This window comes from Methylobacterium sp. GC_Met_2 (assembly GCF_026540795.1).
Taxonomy (GTDB): Bacteria; Pseudomonadota; Alphaproteobacteria; order Rhizobiales; family Beijerinckiaceae; genus Methylobacterium.
This window is the reverse complement of the sequence record NZ_JALNUM010000036.1, coordinates 20784-41746: the sequence shown is the minus strand read 5'-3', so window position 1 is coordinate 41746 and position 20963 is coordinate 20784. Positions and strand designations below refer to the sequence as shown.

The 20963-nt window shown below is 70.6% G+C and carries 15 protein-coding genes; 8 read left to right on the top strand and 7 right to left on the bottom strand.

Features of this window, described 5'->3' with window-relative positions:
• Positions 1–49: 49 nt before the first annotated feature.
• Genes OXS49_RS14465 through OXS49_RS14435 form a run of 7 tightly spaced genes read right to left on the bottom strand, consistent with a single transcriptional unit; the run spans position 50 to position 8897 of the window.
• The gene (locus tag OXS49_RS14465) at positions 50–1333 is read right to left on the bottom strand and encodes a hypothetical protein (protein ID WP_267425139.1); all 1284 of its coding nucleotides are present in this window, start codon (positions 1331–1333) and stop codon (positions 50–52) included.
• A complete protein-coding gene (locus OXS49_RS14460) occupies positions 1330–3096 on the bottom strand; it encodes an alpha/beta fold hydrolase (protein WP_267425138.1) in 1767 nt (588 codons plus the stop codon). Before OXS49_RS14460 ends, OXS49_RS14465 begins: the two co-directional genes overlap by 4 nt.
• A 10-nt stretch (positions 3097–3106) precedes the next feature.
• Positions 3107–5542, bottom strand: coding sequence for a glycoside hydrolase family 2 protein (locus OXS49_RS14455; RefSeq protein ID WP_267425136.1), 2436 nt, complete (start codon positions 5540–5542; stop codon positions 3107–3109).
• A 9-nt stretch (positions 5543–5551) separates the two neighbouring features.
• Positions 5552–6523, bottom strand: coding sequence for a DUF1839 family protein (locus tag OXS49_RS14450; protein WP_267425133.1), 972 nt, complete (start codon positions 6521–6523; stop codon positions 5552–5554).
• Between the two features lie 3 nt (positions 6524–6526).
• The gene (locus tag OXS49_RS14445; protein WP_244007939.1) at positions 6527–7483 is read right to left on the bottom strand and encodes an amino acid--[acyl-carrier-protein] ligase; all 957 of its coding nucleotides are present in this window, start codon (positions 7481–7483) and stop codon (positions 6527–6529) included.
• Positions 7483–8646: an acyl-CoA dehydrogenase family protein gene (locus tag OXS49_RS14440; protein ID WP_267425130.1), complete on the bottom strand. Its 1164-nt coding sequence runs from the start codon at positions 8644–8646 to the stop codon at positions 7483–7485. The genes OXS49_RS14445 and OXS49_RS14440 overlap by 1 nt, the downstream gene beginning before the upstream one ends.
• Positions 8643–8897, bottom strand: coding sequence for an acyl carrier protein (locus tag OXS49_RS14435; protein WP_244007944.1), 255 nt, complete (start codon positions 8895–8897; stop codon positions 8643–8645). Before OXS49_RS14435 ends, OXS49_RS14440 begins: the two co-directional genes overlap by 4 nt.
• A gap of 375 nt (positions 8898–9272) precedes the next feature.
• Here OXS49_RS14435 and OXS49_RS14430 point away from each other — a divergent pair, with 375 nt between their 5' ends.
• The 8 genes from OXS49_RS14430 (at position 9273) to OXS49_RS14395 (ending at position 20873) form a co-directional block, all read left to right on the top strand.
• Entirely contained in the window at positions 9273–10361 is a 1089-nt protein-coding gene (locus OXS49_RS14430) for an acyltransferase (protein ID WP_267425129.1), read from the top strand.
• 419 nt (positions 10362–10780) lie between these two features.
• Positions 10781–11950, top strand: a complete 1170-nt coding sequence (locus tag OXS49_RS14425) for a glycosyltransferase (RefSeq protein WP_244007948.1) — start codon at positions 10781–10783, stop codon at positions 11948–11950.
• Positions 11951–11955: 5 nt separating this feature from the next.
• A complete protein-coding gene (locus tag OXS49_RS14420; protein WP_267425127.1) occupies positions 11956–14154 on the top strand; it encodes a polysaccharide biosynthesis tyrosine autokinase in 2199 nt (732 codons plus the stop codon).
• Complete coding sequence (locus OXS49_RS14415) at positions 14154–15359, top strand: glycosyltransferase (RefSeq protein WP_267425125.1); 1206 nt, start codon at positions 14154–14156, stop codon at positions 15357–15359. Before OXS49_RS14420 ends, OXS49_RS14415 begins: the two co-directional genes overlap by 1 nt.
• A 40-nt stretch (positions 15360–15399) precedes the next feature.
• Positions 15400–16536 carry a glycosyltransferase family 1 protein gene (locus tag OXS49_RS14410; protein WP_267425123.1) on the top strand — a complete coding sequence of 379 codons (1137 nt, stop codon included), beginning with the start codon at positions 15400–15402 and terminating at the stop codon, positions 16534–16536.
• Positions 16517–18022, top strand: a complete 1506-nt coding sequence (locus OXS49_RS14405) for a glycosyltransferase family 4 protein (protein WP_267425120.1) — start codon at positions 16517–16519, stop codon at positions 18020–18022. Before OXS49_RS14410 ends, OXS49_RS14405 begins: the two co-directional genes overlap by 20 nt.
• Positions 18023–18132: 110 nt before the next feature.
• Positions 18133–19356: a glycosyltransferase family 4 protein gene (locus OXS49_RS14400; protein WP_346016946.1), complete on the top strand. Its 1224-nt coding sequence runs from the start codon at positions 18133–18135 to the stop codon at positions 19354–19356.
• A complete protein-coding gene (locus OXS49_RS14395) occupies positions 19353–20873 on the top strand; it encodes a lipopolysaccharide biosynthesis protein (protein ID WP_244007960.1) in 1521 nt (506 codons plus the stop codon). The genes OXS49_RS14400 and OXS49_RS14395 overlap by 4 nt, the downstream gene beginning before the upstream one ends.
• The last annotated feature ends 90 nt before the right edge of the window (positions 20874–20963 follow it).

Genomic DNA, 20963 nt, shown 5'->3' with positions numbered 1-20963 from the left:
CCGTGCAATCTAGGACGGCGGCGCGGATAAATCTGTCCGTAGGGAGAGCCTACGTGATTTCCAGCACGCCGAGCCGGTCGGTCACCTGGACCATCATACGCCGCTCGGCGGAAAGCACGCTCACGCTGACGGAGCCGTCATCCGCGAAGCGATGCAGACGCACGCTCCGAGGTTGCTGCGCGAGGAGGAAATCCACCGCTTTCGGCGGCGCATCGGGGCGGGCGGCGAGGCTGCGCCGGTCCCAAGCGTCGATGCCTTGCCAGAGCGGCACCAGCAGGGCCCCGTCCCGCCGGACGAAGCGTGCCGAGACCAGATCCGGCATCGCGCCGGCTTGAGTGATGGCGACGTCGCCCGAATAAGGCGCGCCCGCAGTGCCGTGGCCGCCGAACAGCCGGATGAGGTTGCGCACGGCCGTGAAGGCAGGCGTCGGCTGTCCGTCATAGGCCAGGAGGCCGAAGCGGCTCTCGGGATCGCCATCGCCGTGATCGAAGCTGGCGATCAACTCGTACAGGTAGGTCCGCCGCACCCCCTGCAGGTAGCTCCACAGGAGCAGGCGGGGGAGATAGCGCGCCCGGATGCCCTCGGAGACCGGCAGGTGGGCGCTGCGGGTTGCGAGCGCCGTGTGGTAGCCGTTCTCGGTGGCGATCATCGGCGCCGAGCCGAACACCGGCCGGGCCGCCGCGACGAAGCGGGCGAGGCTGCCGCCGCCGCCGGTCTCCGGGTGCTCGGCGCCCGGATAGGCGTGGATGTTGCCGAGATCGACCAGCGCGGCGAGGTTCTGCGCCGCCGCGACGTTGCCCTGGATGTAGCTCGGTCCGGCGACCTGGACGGCGGGGTCGCGCGCGTCCGTCCGCACCGCCCGGAACAGGGCCGCCTGATGGTCGGCCGAGAGACCGGGAAGGTCGCGCCGGCCGGCGATCGGCGGCTCGTTGCCGCCCTCCGCGATGATGAGCCCGCCGCCGGCCCAGCGGGCGATGGCGGCGAACTTGTCCGGGGGCACGCGGGGGCCCGGCGTCAGACCGTCGTAGAAGACGAGGCTGAAGCGGTAGCCGCGGCCGGCGAGGGCGGCGATGCGGGCGAACTGGCCGGCCGGCTCACCGCCGGTGAGGACGATATCGTCGCGCAGGTGCCGGACGCCGAGGGTATCGAGGGCGGCTGCGCAGGCCTCGAAACGCGCCACATAGGGCGTGCCCCCATGGCCGAGATGGACGTTCACGCCGATCGAATCGATCAGATCCTCACAACGATGCGGCGGCGCGGCCGCCTCGGCACGGCCGGCCACGAGGGCGCCCGCAGCGAGCGCCAGGGCTGACCGGCGCGTGAGGTCGCTCATGCCCGCCCAGTCACGGTCTGGAGCCATGCGGAAACGGTCGGCGCCGGCCGCTTCGCCGTCGCCGCGGGACTGCGCTGGGTCGCGCGCACGAGGTCACGCAAAGCCTGTTCGAGGGCGGCCTGGGCCTCGGCGGAGCCGAGGTTGTGGTCCGCCCCGGGCACGATCGACACCGGCGCGCCGAGGCGCCGCGCGACCCGGTCGGGGTTGCGGCCGATGTGACGGTGCAAGGCGGCCAAGCCGGGATCGCCCGCGCTGTAGAGCAGGCGGATTTCGGCACCGCGGCGCCGGAGCGCGGTAAGGCGGCGCGCGACCGATCCCCCGGGGATCCGCGGACCGAACGCCCGGCGGATCCGCCGCAGCGCTGCGTCGACACCGCGGCGGGCCAGGACGCCGCCGATCGCCCGGACCCGGATCTGGCCGCGGATCAGCCGGCGCCAGGTATCGCCCTGCTTCAGGAGCGTCGCGTAGGTCGAGGCGCTGCCGTAGGTCTGGCGGATGACGCTGTCGATGCTCTGCTCCGGATCCCAGTCGAAGCAGTAGAGATTGATCAGGAGCGCCCCGTCGATCCGCGGGTCGCGGCACAGCGCGTGGAAGGCCGCGTGGGCGCCGCTGCATCCGCCGGCGAGCACGATCGGGCCGCCTCCGGCCACCTGATCGACCGCCTGGATGACGTCTGCGAAGCCGTCCGGCGCAAAGAGCGGGCGGCTTCCGTCCGGCCGTCCGACACTGTCGCCGATGCCGGCGACGTCGAACCGGAACGAGGCGATGCCCTCGCGGGCGAGCCTTCGGGCGAGCCGGGTGGTCTGTCGTCCCCAGCCCGACCGCACGGTCATGCCGGTGGACACGAACAGGATGGTCGGCGCACCGGGCTCCGACCTGTCCGGCGCGCAGGCGATGCCGAACAGGCCCTGCCCGAACTGAACTGCCTCCTCGGTCCAGCCCGGGCCGGCGAGACGCGCCGCAGGCGGGGCCGTCGCGCTTGTCGCCGCCGACTCAGCCCCCTCGGTTACGAAGGCGGCGATGCGGGCGAAATCCGCTTCCGGAACCTTCGCGAAGATCGGATCGCCCACGAGATGCGCGAGGCCGGCGAAGGGCCCCGTCTCGACGGCGCAGCCGACGGCGCTGAGGTGCTCGGCCAGCGCCCCCGGATCGGTGCCGAGGATCAGCACGTGGGGCGCGGGCGGCGACGCGATCCGGGTGAGGCTCAGCCCGGAAAGCGCGGCCTGAAACGGCGCCTCCATGCGGAAGCCGCCGACGGTCAGGCTGTCCGGCTCCGCGGGTGGCGCCGATCCGTCGGGCAGCCGCCCGATCGTCTGGGCCCGGAGCCGCATCTCGCGCAGGTAAGCGCGACCTGTGGCGACGGGCGCCAGGAGGACGAGACGGTCCACGGGCTCGGCCTCCGCGGCGAGCGCCGCGAAGGTCGCACCCAGGCGGAGGCCCACGAGCACGATTTCGGCGATTCCGGCCGTCTCGCGCAGATACCGGACGGCCTGCCGGATCGCGGCCACGCAGGACTCCACGCCGGCCGCGTCGGGATCGGCGGAATCGCCTTCGCCCGGATAGTCGAAACGCAGGGTCGGGCAGCCCGCCTCGGCCAGTTGCTCGGCCAGCGCCCGCCAGGGGCGATGGGCCGCCATCTGCTCGAATCCATACGCGCCGCAGAGGACCACGCCACGCCGCCCGGCCGCCGGATGGAACCAGCCGAACAGACCTTCGAAGGTCACCGGCGCCGGATCGTGTCGAACCGGGGAGGGGGCTGGCATGGGCCGGGCCTCAGGCGTCATGGCCGAACTCCACGCTCTCGGTGCCGTTGATGGCCCGCACGGTTCCGCGGGGAAGCCGGGCACAATCCGGGAAGGCGATGATCCGCGCCGTTCCGGGCGCCAGATGGAAACCGCTGTCGGTCGGTCGTGCGCCGGAGGCGCGAATCTGCACGCCGAACGCGAGCCGCTCGGTGGCGACCCTCAGGGCCGGTCCCGCCTCCGTCGTCACCGGCTCGGCGGTGAGGCCGATGGCGTCCTGCGTGCTCGGGCGGGCCCCCGGAAGGTGAAACGCCTCGGCGAGCATGCGCCCGTCCGCATCGATCAGGCGCGCATGGGCGACGTCGTGGACCCGGGGGCCGAACCGGTAGCTGTCGGTGGCGTCGAAGAAGCGGCCGAGCAGCTCGGCCGAACTGAGCGTCAGCGTCCCGCGGGCGCCGACAGCCACCGCTCGCTCGGCGCGGGCCGCAACCCGGCCGTTGGAATCGGAAAACGTCAGCGTCACCGTCAGGCGACGGGCCTCCGCGGTCTCGTTGAGGACGTGGAGGTGCAGGCCGTCCAGCCCTTCGTCGGTGATGACGATCTGTACGGGGCGGAAGGCGCGCTTCAGCGCGTACCAGGCGGATTTGGGACGCTGTGTCGAGTCGATCACGCCCCAGCCGGCACCCGGCCCGAGGTCGCGCAGCATCAGGACGAGGCCGCCGGCGGTCGGCGAATGCGGGCGGCGCCACTCGGCGAAGGTCGCCTCCATCACCTCGGCCACGGCCGCGCGGCCGAGATCGAGGTAGCGCTCCGGATCGTCGGCGCGCAGAGCAGCGGGATCGACGCCGAAGAGGTGGCCGACATAATGGTCGCGCACGGTCTCGAAATCCCAGTCGGCGCCCCGGTCGCGGGGAATGCCGGCGGCCCAGCCCGGATCCGACGGACCCGCAGGCCCCGGCGTCCCGGGCTCGGGCGGGTTGGCGAAGGCGAGGCACTCGCTAGCGAAGCCGACCTCGGCCCGGCGGGCATCGTCGAGGGGCCGGCAATAGGCGCCGACGCCGAAATAATGGGTGCAGCCGCCGCGGGGCGCGAAGGGGAGGGCCCCGCCGGAGGGCGAGTTCGGCACGACCACGATGTCGGGGCGCTGGCCTGCAGCCAGCGTCGGCAGCTTTGCCTCGCAGAAAGCGTCGGCCCAGATTGCGCGCGGCGCGCCCAGCATGGCGGCCTGCTGCCAGACCTCGCTGCCACCGCACAGGATGCAGAGCGACGGCGCCGTCTGGGTCCTGTCGAGGAAGGCGGTGACCTCCTGGTTCAGGGTGGCCGAGAAGCCCGGATCGTCGTGCGGGTAATCGAAATTGGCGAGCATCAGGTCCTGCCAGACCAGGATGCCGAGTTCGTCGCAGAGATCGAAGAAATCGGTCGCCGGATAGAGCGTCGTGCCTGGCACGCGCAGCATGTTCATGCCGGCCTCGCGGGCCAGCGTGAGCAGCGCTCGCGTTCCCTCGGGGCCGAGGCCGACGAGATCCGGCGGAGTCCAGAGGGCGCCGCGGCAGAAGACCGGCACGCCGTTGACGGCGAGCGAAAGCCCCTCCGCGAAGGGCCGCGTCAGCGAGAGCGACCGGAAGCCCACCCGGCCGAGATCGACGGTCGCTCCATCGACGCAGGCGGAGACCGCGTGAAGGTTCGGCGCGCCGTGCGTATGCGGCCACCAGGGCACGACCTCCGGCAGCACGAGTTCGCCGGAGAACAGGCCCGGCTCCGTCTCGGTGAGCGTGGTTTCGCGCCCGTCGCACCGGAGCGTGACCGCCTCGGCCATGCCCTCGACGGTCAGGCGGGCAAACAGACAACCGGTCTCGCCGTCGCGGGTCGCCCGGAGATCGGCCGATACGGCGCCGGGGTGCACGGCTTCGATGGTGATCGGCCGATAGGGCCCGACATGGTCGATCTCCGGGGACCAGCCCGGCATGAAGCCGAGCGCGCTGGTGCGCACATGGCGCAGCGACCCCGGCGTGATCATCCGCGGCCGCCAGCGCCCGCGCTTGGCCGGACGGTCGAGTTCCGCACGCAGCGACCGGAAACAGAGCGCGAGGTCGGATCGTGCGGCGAGATCGACCTCGACCGCGTATGGCTCGAACATCGAGCGGGTGGTGAGGACCGGGATGCCGTCGAGCCAGATCTCGGCCAGCGTCGCCAAGCCCTCGAAACGCAGGCGGTACCGGCCAGGGCCGAAGACGTCCATGCGATACCAGACGTCCTGGTCATGGATCGGCGTCGGCGCCGTCTCCGACCAGCGCCCGGCCGCGCGCAAGGAAGCGGCGGCGGTCCCCGGAACCGAGGCCGGGATCCAGCCGGCCACGCCATCGAGATCACCCGGCCCCGCGCAGGCGCCGGGCGGGGTCACTGCGAGCCGCCAGGAGCCGGGCAGCGCCTCGGACGCCCGACCATCGACGTTGCGGATGAGGGCCATCGCGAACCCCTAGCGGCCCAGCGCGTCGTCCAGGGCCGCGAAGACGCGCGCGTAGGTCGCCGCCGCCTTGTCGAGGCGCGGGGCCAACCCGTCCGCCTTGCGGCGGTGGAAGGCGCGGGCAAGCTGGAACTGGAACGCCTTCGCCTCCCGGCTCAGCTCCGCAGCGGCCTCGGCGGCGGGTGCGAAGGCACCGGCCCCGTTGGCGTCGAGCCAAGTGAGATGGCTCGCCAGCATCTCGAAATTCGCGCCGAGCTGCCGGGTCGTGTTGAACGCGTAGGCGTGGAACACGCTGAGCGGCTGAACCACGAGCCCCTCGGCCGTGGCGGCCAACGCGTCGCGGAATGCCAGGACGGGGTTGCGCTGCGGGGCCCGTGCCCGGTGCTTGGCGAGCAACTCCCGTGCGACGCCGGGAAGCTCGGAAGCCGGCAGGGGTGGGGCGACCGTCTTCACGAACTCCGCGTAGGGCGGCAGGGTCGCGGGGCCGAAGATGCCGGCGTAATCCGCGCCGGAAAGGCGGAAGCGGCCGGCATTGTGCAGGTAGTCGAGTTCCCCGGCCGCCGGGTCGAGCGCCAGGATGCCGATCGTCGTCTTGCCGTGGTCGCGGCCGTAGGTCGTGCCGTGCGTGTCGGGCAGATAGATCGCGTCGACCTCGACCAGCACCGGCCGGCCCGCGGCCATCTGCATCAGCGCGTGCGCTTCGAGGCCCGCATAAACCGCGAGTTCCAGCACTTCCAGGCCGTAGAGCCGCTCGATATCCGCGGGCGGCGGCTTGAAGAAGGTGAACTGGTCGCCCTCGAAATCCTGCCGGAGCGTGAAGCCCAGCATTGCCTCCGGGACGAGGCCGCGGCCATGCAGCAGTTCGATCCAGAGATCGACGTAGCAATTCGTCTCCGGCCAGTCCCGCTCCCCGTCGTGAAGCGGGTGCGGGCTATAGGGGGCCGCGATTTCGAGCCCCGAGGGCAAGCGCAAGGCGGCGGTCACGGCTCAGCCCCAGAGTGACGTGCGCACGGCCTCGGGCCATGCGGCGAGGTCGAGCCCGTGGTGCCGCAGCAGCGCCAGGGTGATCCGCTCCAGGCCGAAGCCGACGCAGGCCGTGTGGGCCACGCTGCCGTCGGCCTGCTGCAGCTCCCAGGTGCTGCCGAAATGGTCCTGGTGGTAGTTGAAGCTCAGGCAGGCGGTCGGCTTCTCGACGCTGTTGACCGGCACGTTCAGTTCGAACTTCAGCCCCTGCGCCCGCTGGTTGTTGGCGAGCATCCGGCCGGCGCGTCCGAAGAACGGATCGTTGGCGACATCGATGGCAAGCGGCAGGCCGAGGTCGCGCATCATGGCGGTGCCGCGCTCCAGCCAGGATTCGCGGAAGGCCAGCACCTGCTCGGGGCTGCCCATGCGCACGTATTCGCGCATCCGGAACAGCTGCATCCGGGTCGGCTCCAGCGAGGGCTCGCGCCGGAAGCAGTAGGATTGCAGATCGAACAGGCGCCCCTCGGCGGGCAGCGCCCCCCGGGCGGCGGCGACCGGATAGAGCGGGTAGCAGGCGGCGGGGGTCAGGACGACGTCGGTGGCCTCCTGCTGGCCGGTCCAGTCGCGGCCCTCTTCGACGCAGGCCAGGATCTCGGCATGGCCCGCCCCGTCGCCGCAGAAGCTGTGAATCGTGCCCGCGAGATTCGGGAAGCCCTTGAGATAGCCGCTGCGCTCGAAGGCCGGCCGGCTCATGCCGGGCGGGAAGCGCATCACCTCGGCGCAGTCCGCAGCGCCGAGGCGCGAGATCAGCCGATCGAGGGCCTCGACGACGCTCTCGAAGGCGCCGCTGCGGCCGTAGAGGCCGTCGACGCCGGTGCGGATCAGCAGGCCGTGATCGAACAGGCGGTCGAGGAAGGTCGGGCTACCCTCCGGCTCGTCGTCGAGGATGAGGTCGCCCTGGGGAGAAGAGATCGAGTCCATCACGCGCTCATGAGCTGGCCGCTGCCCTTCTGCACGAGCAGAAGCTTGGCGGTGTTGGCGAGGATGCGGTCATTGCCGATCATCAGCGGCGCCGAGAGGACGTCGCGGAGCGGTCGGCCGAGGCTGAAGGGCGTGTCGTTCTTGTAGCCGGAGAGCCCGACGATCGAGAGGGCCCGGCGCACGATGTCGACCGCCATGTCGGAGACGGTGACTTTCAGGTTGTTGAGCATCACGCTGAAGCCCAACGACCCGATCGTATCGGCGTCGCCATGCGCATCCTCGAACCGGCGCAGGGCCGCCACGACGGTGCCGCGCATGGCCTGATGCGCATTGACCACCTCGGCGAGCCGCAGGGCCGTAGGCGGCACCTTGCCGGGGGCGCGGCGCGCCTCGGCCTGCACGAACGCCCGGGCACGATCGACCGCGTAGGTGGTGATGCCGTACCACACGCTGCTCCAGAGCAGGTGCGACGCGGCTAGCATCGAAACGGCGGCGATCTCGGCGAAGGGTTTGGGCAGGATCTGCTCGACCGGCACGTCGCGGGCTTCCAGCCGGAAGCCATCGCTGCAGGTGCCGCGCATGCCGAGCGTGTCCCACTGGCTGGTGCGGGCCAGCGAAATCTGATCGGCCATCAGCGCGACCAGCACCTGATCGGAGGTCAGGGCCTCCGGGTGGCGCCGGGCGGTGGCGAGGATCAGGTCGGCCTGGGCCCCGTAGGAGATGACCGAGGCGTCCTTGCCGAGCGAGAAGGTCTCGCCGGTCGTCTCGACCGCACACAGGGAGTTGCGCAGGTCTCCGCCGATACCCGCCTCGGTGGTCGAGGAGGCGACCAGCAGCTGCTCGCGGGCGATGCGCTCCATCAGGCGACAGTGCCACGCGCTGTCGAGCCCATGGACCACGAGGCTCGACACCTTGATGTGGTGCATCGCGAAGACCATCGCGGCCGCGCTGCAGGCATGGCCGAGCGTGCTGCAGACCTCCGCGATCTGCACCAGACCGGCGCCCTCGCCACCGAACTGGCCCGGAATCTGGAGGCCCAGAAGGCGCTCGGCCTTCAGGGCGGCGACCGCTTCGGCGGGAAAGCGGCCCTCGCGGTCGACGGCATCGGCGTGGCGAGCCGCCACCGCCGCCGCCCGCTCTGCACGCGCGGCGAGCGTGCTCATGCGGCTTCCTGCTTGATCAGGGTGGAGACGGCCTCGCCGATCGCGCGGATCGACGAGAACGATTTGCGGTTCAGGAGCTCGTCGGGAAACTCGACGTTGAAGCGCTCCTCCAGGGCCAGCATCAGCTGAACCGAACCGAACGAGTCGAGGCCCATATCGAACAGGCTGTCGTCGTCCGAGAGCTGATCGACCTTACCGGCGAAGGCTTCGTTCGAGCCCAGGATTTCGCGAATATCTTGAGCGATGTTCAAGGCGGAACTCCTTAATCAAGTGAGCGACACTTTATTGATCCGCCTCGTGAGGCGTCAAATACTCTACGTATTAATAGTAAATTTCGGCCATCCGCTCTACCGACTAAAGCATGGCCGTAAGCTGAGGTTCCCGGTGGAACCGCCTGGGTCATACTGACCGCACACGCCTTTCCAACCAATTTCCAAGCCATATCGACTAGTGTCTCAGCCTGGACATGTGGACAAGACTGACTTGGGGCATGTCTTCCGCCTTTGGGAGGCGGCTTGTTCAGCAAGAATCCGAACACTCCGTGACTCGGCGGCGCGGGATCCGGCATGATGGCGCGTCGTTGCGCCCGCCCGGGCAGACGATGTTCCGCGAGCAGCCAGCGAACCATGCTCTACAATCTACAGATCCTGCGCGCTCTGGCGGCCTACCTCGTCTTCCTGACCCATTTCGGCCTGTATGCCGGCCCAGTCCTGCCGAGGCCGGACCTGCTGGCGTTCGGTGCCGCCGGCGTCGACGTGTTCTTCGTCCTGTCCGGTTTCATCATGTTCGTGAGCACCAGCGAGGGTGATGCGGGCGTCGGCACGTTCCTGACGCGGCGGATCGCGCGGGTCGTCCCGGTCTACTGGCTCGTCACCCTGGGGCTGGCCCTGATGGCGCTTGTTGGCCTCAGGCCGATCGGCATCATGGACTTGCGGCCGGAATACCTGATCCAGTCCCTGCTCTTCCTGCCGTTCTCCCGGGGAGGCTACATCGAACCATTGAACTCCGTCGGCTGGACTCTCAATTACGAGATGTTCTTTTATGTGGTGTTCGCCGGGCTGCTGCTGGTACCGACGCGCGAATGGCGCGCCCTGACCGCCACCGCGCTCTTCCTGAGCCTGACGCTCCTCGGGCTCCTGCCGGTGCCCGGCCTGTACTGGGCCTATTACACGAAGCCGATCGTGCTCGAATTCGCCGCCGGCATCGGCCTCGGCTACGCCTATCTGCGCCTCGGGAGCCTGCCCCCGGGCTTCCCGGTCCGGCGCGTGACGGGCGCTGCCATCGTGTCGGCCGGGCTGCTCGTGCTCGGAGGGCAGGCCGTGGCCTACAGTCTCGGGGTGTCGCCGGAGATGACGGGGTTCCTCCGGCCCCTGGTTTGGGGATCGGCTGCCAGCCTCGTCGTCGGCGCGATGCTGCTGCTGGAGCAAGGCGGCATCACCCTGCGCTCACGCTGGCTACTCTCTCAGGGTAACGCCAGCTACTCGTTCTATCTCATGCATAACCTGATGCTCCACACGGCCTCGAAAGTCGTGGCGCTCCTTCCCGTTGGCGAATCCTTGCGTGCCGGGCTGATCTTCGTGCTCGCCTTCGCGGCTTCGGCCGCCCTCGGGTCGGTCCTGTCCCGCCACATCGAGGCCCCGATGAACGCCGCCCTCCGGCGTCGTTTCGACCGACGACCGGTGCCGACGCCTTTGCAGAGCGCCCTGACGCGCTGACAGCAGCGCGGCACCGTCGTACCGCCGGGCGCAGGTCCGCGAGGACGCATCGGTCGGGGGCGGCCGGACGCGGAAGCACATACGACACGGCGAACAGATCGCACCGGGTGGCTGTCAGTGCGGGCAGTGTCTCGCGGCGAGTTCGCTTCGCCTCCGCGCGAATAACAACCTGCAGATGCGGAATTGAGATTGGAATTCGCCAACAAATTAACCATACCGTAGGATTAAAATTAAGGTTGTCGCCGATCCGTTAGTTCGAAATAAGTAATAATCGCCCTGACGCAGACCGCATTCATTCCTTCTTTAAAACCGGCGCCTCATCTTAGGTTCTACACGTGACGCAGTCCACGGGCTCACGTGCCCTCGGCAGACGGAATGTCGTCCGGTGCGCGTCGCGGTGTGTCGACAAGGAATCTCGGATGCGGGTCGCAATCGTTCACGACTGGCTCTACGTCGTCGGCGGGGCAGAGCGCGTTCTCGAGCAACTGCTCAGGATCTATCCGGACGCCGACGTCTTCACGCTGTTCGACTTCCTGCCGGCGGCGGACCGGGCACGGATCGGCTACGATCACGCGCAGACGAGCTTCCTGCAGCGCCTGCCGCTCGCACGCACGCGGCACCGGGCCTACCTGCCGCTGATGCCGATCGCGATCGAGCAGTTCGATCTGTCGGACTACGATCTGATCATCTCATCGAGCTACGCCGTGGCGAAGGGCGTCCTGACCGGGCCCGATCAGCTCCACATCTCGTACATCCACTCGCCCATGCGCTACGCCTGGGACCTGCAGCACACCTATCTGCGCGAGAGCGGCTGCGACACCGGCCTCAAGGGCGCGCTCGCCCGCATGGTGCTGCACCGGATGCGCCTGTGGGACGTCCGCACGGCCGCCGGGCCCAACGCGATCGTAGCCAATTCGGCCTTTGTGGCCCGGCGCATCCAGAAGGTCTACGGCCGCCAGGCCGAGGTGATCCATCCGCCGATCACCTTGTCGAGCGAGCGCTTCGACGGGCCGCGCGGCAACCACTTCCTCGTGGCGAGCCGCCTCGTCCCCTATAAGAACGTGGAGGCGGTGATCCGCGCCTTTGCGGATCTTCCGGACCTCCACCTCGTGGTGGCCGGAAGCGGCCCGGACGCCGCGCGGCTGCAGGCGATCGCAGGCCCCAACGTCTCCTTCACGGGCTTCGTGTCCGACCAGGGCCTGCGCCGGCTCATGGCCACCGCCCGCGCCTTCATCTTCGCGGCGGAAGAGGATTTCGGGATCATCGTGCTGGAGGCCTCCTCGGAGGGCACGCCGGTCCTGGCCCTCGGGCGCGGCGGCGCGCGCGAGACCGTCCAGGCGCGCGGTCCCCAGCGGTCCGGGATGTTCTTCGACAGGTCGGACCCGGACGCGATCGCGAACTGCGTACGTGGATTCCTCCAACAGGAAAGCAACTTCACCCGCGAGGCCTGCCGGGCGCAGGCCGATCAGTTCTCGGCCGAGCTGTTCCGGGTGCGGTTCTCCCGCTTCGTGGATGAGCAGATGGCCCTCCACCGGGCGGCCTGCGAGCCGCCGATGCGCATCCTTCCGCGCCTGGAAGCTGTGAGCTGACGCCGATGTCCATGTCGCTCGTCACCGTCGATCTCAACGAACGCCCCCCGATGCGCGCCGCCGCGCAGGAGCAGACGCGGGGTGGCCCGCTCGCCGCGCCGCTCCTGCGGATCTGGCGCCGCCGTTACCTGTTCGCGACCGTCTTCGTCGTGGTCTTCGGCCTCGCCGTGACCGCACTGACGATGATCGCGCCGCAATACGTGGCGACCGGCTCGGTGATCGTCGCCGAGGCGGAGCCCGGCGCCCACAACGCCTCCATGGCCTGGATCCAGAAGATCGGCGATCCGGCCGATATCGAGAGCCAGATCTTGGTGATCCGCTCGCCTCGGCTGCTGCGGCTCGCCATCGACGGGGGCCTCACCGCCTCCGTCCTGGCTGAGTGCCGCCATGCCGCCAGCGGCGGGAAGGCGGGGCCGATCTCCGAGAAGAAGGAGGCCGCCTGCACGAAGCTCACCGCCGACCGCAACGCCTTGGTCGAGTACATGCAGAAGCGCTACACCGTGATCAGTTCCGGCCGCTCCCGGATCATCACGATCGGCTATCGCTCGCCGCTGCCCGAGGTGGCGCAGACGATGACCAACGGGCTCATCGACGCCTTCCTCGACGACCAGCGCGAAGCCCAGGCTTCCAGCCGCAAGGCGGCCTCCGACTGGCTGCACACCGAGATCAGCCAGCTCGACGCCTCGATCCGCGCGGACGAAACCCGGATCCAGACGTTCCGCCGCCGGAAGGGCCTCCTGAAGGGCACCAACGCGCCGATCAGCGCCGAGCGCCTGACCAGCATCAGCCAGCAGCTCTCGACAGCCCAGGCCGCCAAGGCCGACGCCGCCGCGCGCCTCGGCGAGATCGAGAATCGGGGCGCACGCAGTGCCGACACCGCGCCTGCGGTCCTGTCGAGCCCGACCATCGTATCCCTGAAGCAGCAGTTGAGCGGCGTCTCCGCGCAGCTCGCCAACCAGAGCACGCTGCTCGGCGCCAACCACCCGGCCATCCGGGCGCTGACGACCGAGCGCGCGAACCTGCGCGAGCGCATCGATCAAGAGATCCGGAACGTCGCCCAGGGCTTGCGCAAGTCCTACGAGGCCTCGAACGCCCTGGCGCAGTCGCTGCGCGCCCAGCTCGAAACCGCCAAGACGGAGGCCGCTGCGGCGATGGACGACGAGGCCTCGATCGAGGGGATGGTGCGCAACGCGGAGATCCAGCGCAACCGGTACGCCGACCTCGTGAAGCGCGCCGGTGAGCTGGAGACCGAGCGGCGCATCCTGACCGGCAGCACCCGGCTCGTGAGCCTCGCCGAGCTGCCGCAGGAGCCGTTCTCGCCGAAGCCCGTGCCGTTCCTGGCCGGCGGTATCGTGCTCGCGGGCGTATTGGCGGCGGCGGCGGCCCTCCTGCGCGACTACACCGATCAGCGGGTCCGCAATCCAGGGCCACTCATGGCCGGCACCGGTGCCCCGGTCTTCGCCCAGCTGCCGACCCTCGACACCCCCGGTCTCGTCGGGCGCCTGTCCGACCGGCGCCGGGAACTCGCTCTGCCCGAAGCCCTGGAGCGGGCCCGTTTCAATCCGGTGATGCAGACGGTGCTGCGCAATCTGCACGCGCATCTCGTCCTGGCGGGCGGTAGCGCATCGCGCCTCGTCCTGGTCACCTCGGCCAAGCCGCGCGAAGGAAAATCCTTCACGGCCTTCGCGCTCGCGGCAATCGGCGCCGCGAGCGGACGGCGGGTGCTCGTGATCGAATGCGACCTGCGCCGGCCGAACTTCGACGCCTCGCTCGGGCTCGGGCGTGGGCCAGGGCTCGTCGGGGTGCTGCGGGGCGAGGCCACGGCCGCCGAGGCCGTGGTCGCGACGGGCCGGTACGACGTGATCCCGGCGGGGATGCCGACCTCGGATTCGACCGACCTGCTGATGAGCGAGCGCATGGTCGACTTCCTGCGCTGGACGCGTCGCTACGACCTCGTGCTGCTCGACAGCCCGCCGACCAGCCTGCTGATGGACGCATCGATGCTCGCCCGCCACGTGGACGGCGTCCTGTGCTGCGCCCGCTACGGCCGCTCGCAGATCTCCGACATCGTCGAGACCGTCACGAATCTCCGGCAGGCCGGCGGCAATGTGCTCGGGATCGCGATGACCATGGTCAAGTCAGGCCGTCAGCCGACCTACGACGTGATGCGTCTGCCCCAGCCGCGCACCGCCGAGGCCGCGTGATGACCGGGGCACTGTCGATCGACGGGCTGTCCGTCCAGGGCGCAGAGGCCGGGCAGCAGGCCCGGCCCCGGGTCCTGTTCGTGTCCCACACCGGAACGATGTCCGGGGCCGAACTCGTCCTGCGCGATGCCGTGCGCCCCTGGGCCGGTTCCACGGCGTTCCTGTTCGAGGACGGCGCGCTGGCCGAGGCCCTGCGCGGCGCGGGGATCGAGATCCGCCTCGCCCGGCGGGGAACAAGCCTGTCGGGCCTGCGCCGGGACGCCTCGGTCCTGAGGGCGCTACCGAAGCTCGGGCGGCTCGCCGGCCTCGCGCTGGAGCTTGCCCGCGCGGCCCGCACCTCCGACGTCGTCTACGCCAACTCGCAGAAGGCCTTCCTGCTCTCGGCGATCCCGGCGCGACTCGTCGGCCGGCCGATCATCTGGCACCTGCACGACATCCTCGACGACGCCCATTTCGGCCGAACCCAACGCGTCGTGCAGGCGCGGCTGGCCAACCTGTGCGCCGCCCGCGTCGTCGTGCCCTCGCGCGCCGCCGCGGACGCGTTCATCGCAGCCTGCGGACACGCATCCCGCGTGACCGTCGTGCCGAACGGGCTCGATCTCGAACTCGATACCCGATCCCCGGCGGCCCTGCGTGCGGAACTCGGCCTGCCGGCCGGCCCCCTGATCGGGGTGTTCAGCCGTCTGGCACCCTGGAAGGGGCAGGACGTGGTGATCGAGGCGCTGGCGCGCCTTCCGGACCTGCGCTGCATCGTGGTCGGTACGGCCCTGTTCGGCGAGGATGCTTACGCGGCCGGATTGCGCGCGCAGGCGGAACACCTCGGCGTCGCCGACCGGGTGCTGTTCCTTGGCCAGCGCGCCGACGTCCCCCGGCTGATGCAGGCCGTCGACGCGGTGGTGCACCCCTCGGTCGATCCCGAGCCCTTCGGCCGGACGCTCGTGGAGGCGATGCTGGCCGGCGTGCCGGTGATCGCCACCGACGCGGGCGCCTCGGCGGAGATACTCGACGGGGGCGCGGCCGGCACCCTCGTGCCACCGCGCCGGCCCGATCGTCTCGCGACGGCCCTCGCCGAGCTCTTCGCCGATCCGGACGCTTTCGCCCCGCGCACCCGCCTTGCAAGGGACCGCGCGCTCACCCGCTACGGCGCGGCCGGCATGCAGCAGGCCCTGTCCGACCTCATCCTCGAAGTCACCGCCCGCGCCTGACGGGCCAGCCTCATCCACGAACGGAGTTGCCGGAACCGCCATGCCGCGCGTCCTCGTGAACATGCCGACCCAGTTCGGCGGACGTCCCTCGGGCGTCGCCCTCGTGGCCTTCCGGGTGATCGCCGGGTTGCTCGACCGCGGCGCCTTCGCGGTCGTGCTGCGCTCACCCTGGACCCGGGACCAGCTCCCCCTGGAGATCCGCGACCGGATCGAGGTCGTGACCGTGCCGCGGCCCCGCGTGATGCTGTTCGACGTCGTGCGGCAGGCCCTGGCCGTTCCGAAGCTGTGCCGCGCCCTGAAGATCGACCTGGTGCTGAACGCCGATCCCTACGGCGCGGCCTTCGGCGGTCGCGCACGGGTCAGCGTCGTCCACGATCTCTACTTCCGGACGATGCCGGGCCGGAGCCGCTCGCGGGAGGCCCTGACCACCGATCCGATCTTCCGCTTCGTCCTGGCCAACAGCGCCCGGGTGATCACGGTCTCGGACTCAACCAAGACCGACCTCTGCCGCTTCTACCCGTTCGTCCGGGATCGGACGCAGACCGTCCATTCGGCCGCGATGCTCGACCCCGACGCGGAAGATCCGTCCCCCGAGCTACCGGCGGGGCCGTACGTGCTGGCGGTCGGCAACGCCATGTACAACAAGAATTTTTCCGCGCTCGCACGTGCGGTCGCCGCCCTCGGCCTTCCGGGGATCGGCATCGTCCACGTCGGCGAGGATCCGGACGAGGCGATCGCCACGGCCCTCGACGGCGCCCCGGTCCGGCTGACACGGCTCTCGCGGATCGGAGAGGGTCGCTTGGCATCGCTCTATCGGAACGCCCTCTGCCTGTGCGTGCCGTCCTTCTCGGAGGGGTTCTGCCTGCCGGTCCTCGAAGCGCAGGCGCTGGGCTGCCCGGTCGTCTGCTCGGACCGGTCCGCGACGCCGGAGATCGCGGGCGCGGGCGCGCTGACCTTTGACCCCGACGACGCCGATGCCCTCGCCGCCTGCCTGCGCCGCCTCCTCGACGAGCCGGGCCTGCGCGGCGCGCTGATCGCCCGCGGACACGACAACGCGCGCCGTTACGATTGGGCCGAGACGGCCCGTCGCTACGAGGCCCTGATGCTGGACGCGCTCCGCGACACCGCGCGCGACAGACCCACGCAGGAGGTGCCCCATGCGCATCCTGCACCTTAGCTCGCTCTACCCGCCCGAGCAGGTCGGCGGCGCCGAACTGATGGTGGAGACCCTGGCCCGGACGCAGGCGGGCCTCGGCCACGCCGTCGCGGTCGCCTGCACGGCCCGGCAGGAGGCCGCCCCGGTCGTTCAGGACGGCGTCACGGTCTACCGGACCGGGTACGGCACGCCGTTCCACATCCTCGACTGGCCGGAGCACGGGCGGCTCGACCGCCTGCGCTACAAGCTCGCGACCCAGTGGAATCCGACCTCTCTGGCCCGGATGGCCGCGGCGGTCCGCGCGTTCGAACCGGACGTCGTGAACACGCACTCGATCTCCGAGCTGCCGCCGACGCTTTGGCCGATGCTGGCACAGCTCGGTGTGCCGGTGGTGCACACGCTGCACGACTTCACCAGCCTCTGCACCAACGGCGCGATGGCGCGGCACGGGAAGGCCTGCGCCGGCCAGCACCTCAAGTGCCGGATCTACGCGGAGCCGCATCGACGCTGCCAGCGCGCGATATCGGCCGTGGCCGCCGTCGGAACGGACCTTCTGGCGCGGCATCTCGCGGCCGGCTTCTTCGGTGCGGTGCCGGACGGCCTGCGCCGGGTGATCTGGAATCCGATCCCGTCGCGCCCCCACGCGGCGCGGCGGACGCGGCCCCCGGGCGAGCCGGTGCGGTTCGGCTATCTCGGCCGGATCGAGGCGTCCAAGGGCGTCGACATCCTGCTCGCGGCCTGTCGGAGGCTGCCGCCGCAGGGCTGGAGCCTGACCGTTGCCGGCCGCGCTGCGGACGGCCTCGACCGCTACCGCGCGCTGACCGAGGGGCTGCCCGTCTCGTTCGCGGGCTTCGCCGAGCGCGACGCCTTCCTCGACGGCATCGACTGCTTGGTGGTCCCGCCGATCTGGCCCGAGCCCTTCGGCCGCACCGTGGCGGAAGCCTACGGAAGCGGCGTCCCGGTGATCGGAACCGCCATCGGCGGCATCGGCGAGCAGATCGGACCCGGTCCCTGGCTGGTGCCGCCCGGGGATGATGCCGCGCTCGCATCCGCCATGGCCCGGATCGTCGCCGAGCCGCGCCGACTCGCGGAGGGCCTGTCCCGCGCCGATGCGATCCGCGCCGGGACCGACCCAGCCGCGGTGGCATCCGCCTACCTCGACCTGTACGCGGCGACCCGCGACGCCGCGCAACCCAAGCCGCTCGCAACGCACCGACGCGTGCGACACGGCGCGACCGGCCCCCTCTCCCGTGCGGGAGAGGGTTGGGGTGAGGGACGAGAACTCTCCGAACAGGGCGCGCCATCGACGCACCGACAGGGCGCGTCCCGTCCTGAAAGTTCTCGATCCTCACCCTGTCCCTCTCCCGCACGGGAGAGGGGACCCGCGCTTCATCCGGCCGCCACCGCGCCCCACACGATGTGTGAACCCGATGGCCGCACGGGGAACAGTGAATCCGGTAGCCCCGCACGCGCGGAGCGCCCGCAGCTCAGCGAGTGCCGCCCATGATCACCCCGACCCTCTCCCAAGCCTATGCCCGGGCCCTGCCCGAGGCCCCGACCCCGACCGCCCGCGAACGGGCGCCGGACGCCGCGTCCCTGCGCGCCGCGACCGGCCCGCTGCGGATCCTGCACCTCAGCGCCCTCTACCCGCCCTACATCGTCGGCGGCGCCGAGCGCTCGGTCGAGCACCTCGCCGAGGAGCTGGTCGCGGCGGGCCACACGGTGGCGGCGGCCTGCATCGCCCGGGAGCCGGAGCCGAAGAGCGTCCGCGGCGGCGTCACCGTCTACCGCATGGCGCACCACAACGATTTCTGGCTGGAGGACTGGCCCAAGGCGAGCCGATTCGGCCGCGCCTGGGCGAAGCTCAAGCAGCAGTGGAATTTTGCCATCGCAGCCGAGTTCGGCCGGGTCCTCGACGATTTCCGCCCCGACATCGTCAACACGCACTCGCTGCTCGACGTCTCGACTCTGGTCTGGCGCGAGGCGGCCAAGCGCGGGATCCCGATCGTCCACACGGTCTGCGAGTACGATCTGATCTGCGGCAACGCCGCCATGTTCAAGAACGGCAAGCCCTGCGATCGCTGGCACCTCGGCTGCAAGGTGGTCAATGCCGGCAAGCAGATCACCAACCGTTCCGTGGACGCGGTCGTCAGCGTCGGGACGGAGATCCTGAAGACCCACGTCAATCACGGCCTGTTCACGCATCTGGCGCCGGAACGCCGCCGGGTCATTTTCTACTCCTGCACCGTCCCGGAGGGTGATCCGGAGGCGCGCCGCACGATCGACCGGACCGGCAAGCCGATGACCTTCGGCTATCTCGGCCGGATCAACACCGAGAAGGGCGTCGGCACGCTGATCGACGCCTTCAAGCGGATCGGCCCCGGCAACTGGCGCTGCCTCGTGGCCGGGCATGCGATGGACGACTCGATCGAGCGCTTCAAGGCACAGGCCGAGGGCCTGCCGGTGGCGTTCGTCGGCTGGGCCAAGCCCGCCGATTTCCTGAGCGAGATCGATGTGCTCGTCGTGCCCTCGTTCTGGGCGGAGCCGTCACCGCGGACGATCTACGAGGCCTACACGATGGGCGTGCCGGTGATCGGCGCGGCCTCGGGCGGGATCCCCGAGCTGATCGGCGAGGACAATGCCGATTGGCTGTTCACGCCCGGCGACGATGCCGACCTCGCCGCGCGCCTGTCGGCCGTGATCGCCCGCGGCCGGGGCGACCTGCCGGACGAGCGCAGCTTTCAGCACGTCATCCAGGAATCGACCTCGGAGCGCGTCGCCGAGAAGTACATCGACCTCTACGCCGAGCTCGTGGCCGAGCGTCGGGCGGCCCGGTCGTGACCGCCGGCACGCCGACGCTCACCGAGGCCGCCGCAGCGGCCGATGCCTCCGATTTCGTGCCGGGCCCGACCGGCGCGGAGGTGACCGGACGGTCCTTCGCGGCGGCGCGTTGGGTGGCGCTCGCCTCCGTGGGCAACGTCGTGCTGAGCTTCGGCGTGTTCCTCGTGCTCGCGCGGCTCATCGCCCCGGCCGAGTTCGGGATGGTGGCGATCGCGGTCGTGTTCATCGACATCCTGCAGATCGTGGCGCGCTGCGGCCTGCCGGACGCGGTCGTCCAGCGGGCCGATCTCGACGAGACCTTCGCCGCCACCGCGTTCTGGGTGATGCTCGGCACCGGGTTCCTCTGCGCGGTCGCACTGGCGGCCTCCGCCGGCCCGATCGCCTGGATCTTCGATATGCCGGAGCTGCGCCCGGTCCTGTCCGCCCTCTCGATCTGCTTCGTCATCACGGCCGCGGGGGCGATCCACGAAGCCCGCCTGCAGCGCAGTTTCGGCTTCCGCAAGCTCGCCCTGCGGGCGCTCGGCGCCAACCTCGCCGGCGGGGCGGTCGCCCTGGCGATGGCCTATGCCGGCTACGGCGTCTGGAGCCTCGTGGTGCAGCGCCTCGTCGCAACCACCGCCACGACGCTGCTGACCTGGGCGGCGTCGCGCTGGGTGCCGCCGCGCCGCGTCGACCTCGCGGCGGCCCGGAGCCAGATCGCCTTCGGCTCGCGGGTGTTCTGCACGTACCTGCTGCTCGTTCTCTCGATCCGCAGCCAGGAGGTCATCGCGGCCTATTTCCTGTCGGCCGCCGATATCGGCTACCTGCGACTCGCGTGGCGCTGCATCGACCTCGTGAGCCAGGTGGCGGTGATCCCGCTCACGACCGTCGGCCTGACCACCTATGCCCGGCTGCAGGACCGGCCGGACGAACTGGCGGCCGCCTTCCAGACCTTCACGGTGGCATCGTGCTTCGTGGCGGTGCCGGCCTTCCTCGGCATGGCGGCGGTCGCGCCGACGCTGATCCCGTTCCTGTTCGGCGACCAATGGCACGACGCGGCCCCGGTGCTGCGGATCCTGGCGCTCCTGGCGCCCGAATTCGTCGCGACCTCGATGCTGTGGATGATCTTCACGGCGCTCGGGCGCAACGGCACGGCGCTGCGGCTGGCCGGCGCGCAGTTCGGCCTCGGTGCGGTGGCCGCCGTGGTGACCGCGCCGCTCGGCCTCGTCGCCCTCGTCGCCGGGCACGTGGCACGCGCCTACCTGTTCACGCCGGCGATCGTGTCGGCGGTGGGCCGGATCGTGCCGGTGAGCAACCGCCAGCTTGCCCGGGCGCTCCTGCCGGTCACCGCCTGCTCCGCCGCGATGGCAGCCCTCGTGCTGCTGATCCAGGATCCGATCCATGCCGCACTCGGCGACAGGCTCGGCCTGTTCGTTGCGGTCGGCATCGGCATCCTGGCCTATGCCGGCCTCGCCCAGGTCTTCATGCGGGACACGGTCAGCTCCGCCCTCGGCTTCTTCCTGCGCCGGACCACCTGATCTCCACGCTCCGCCAACCTTTGTGCGCGAGGGTGGTGGCCGGGGATCGGCGCGCTCTGAACGGATCGGCACCATGGCGGGACAGGCGGC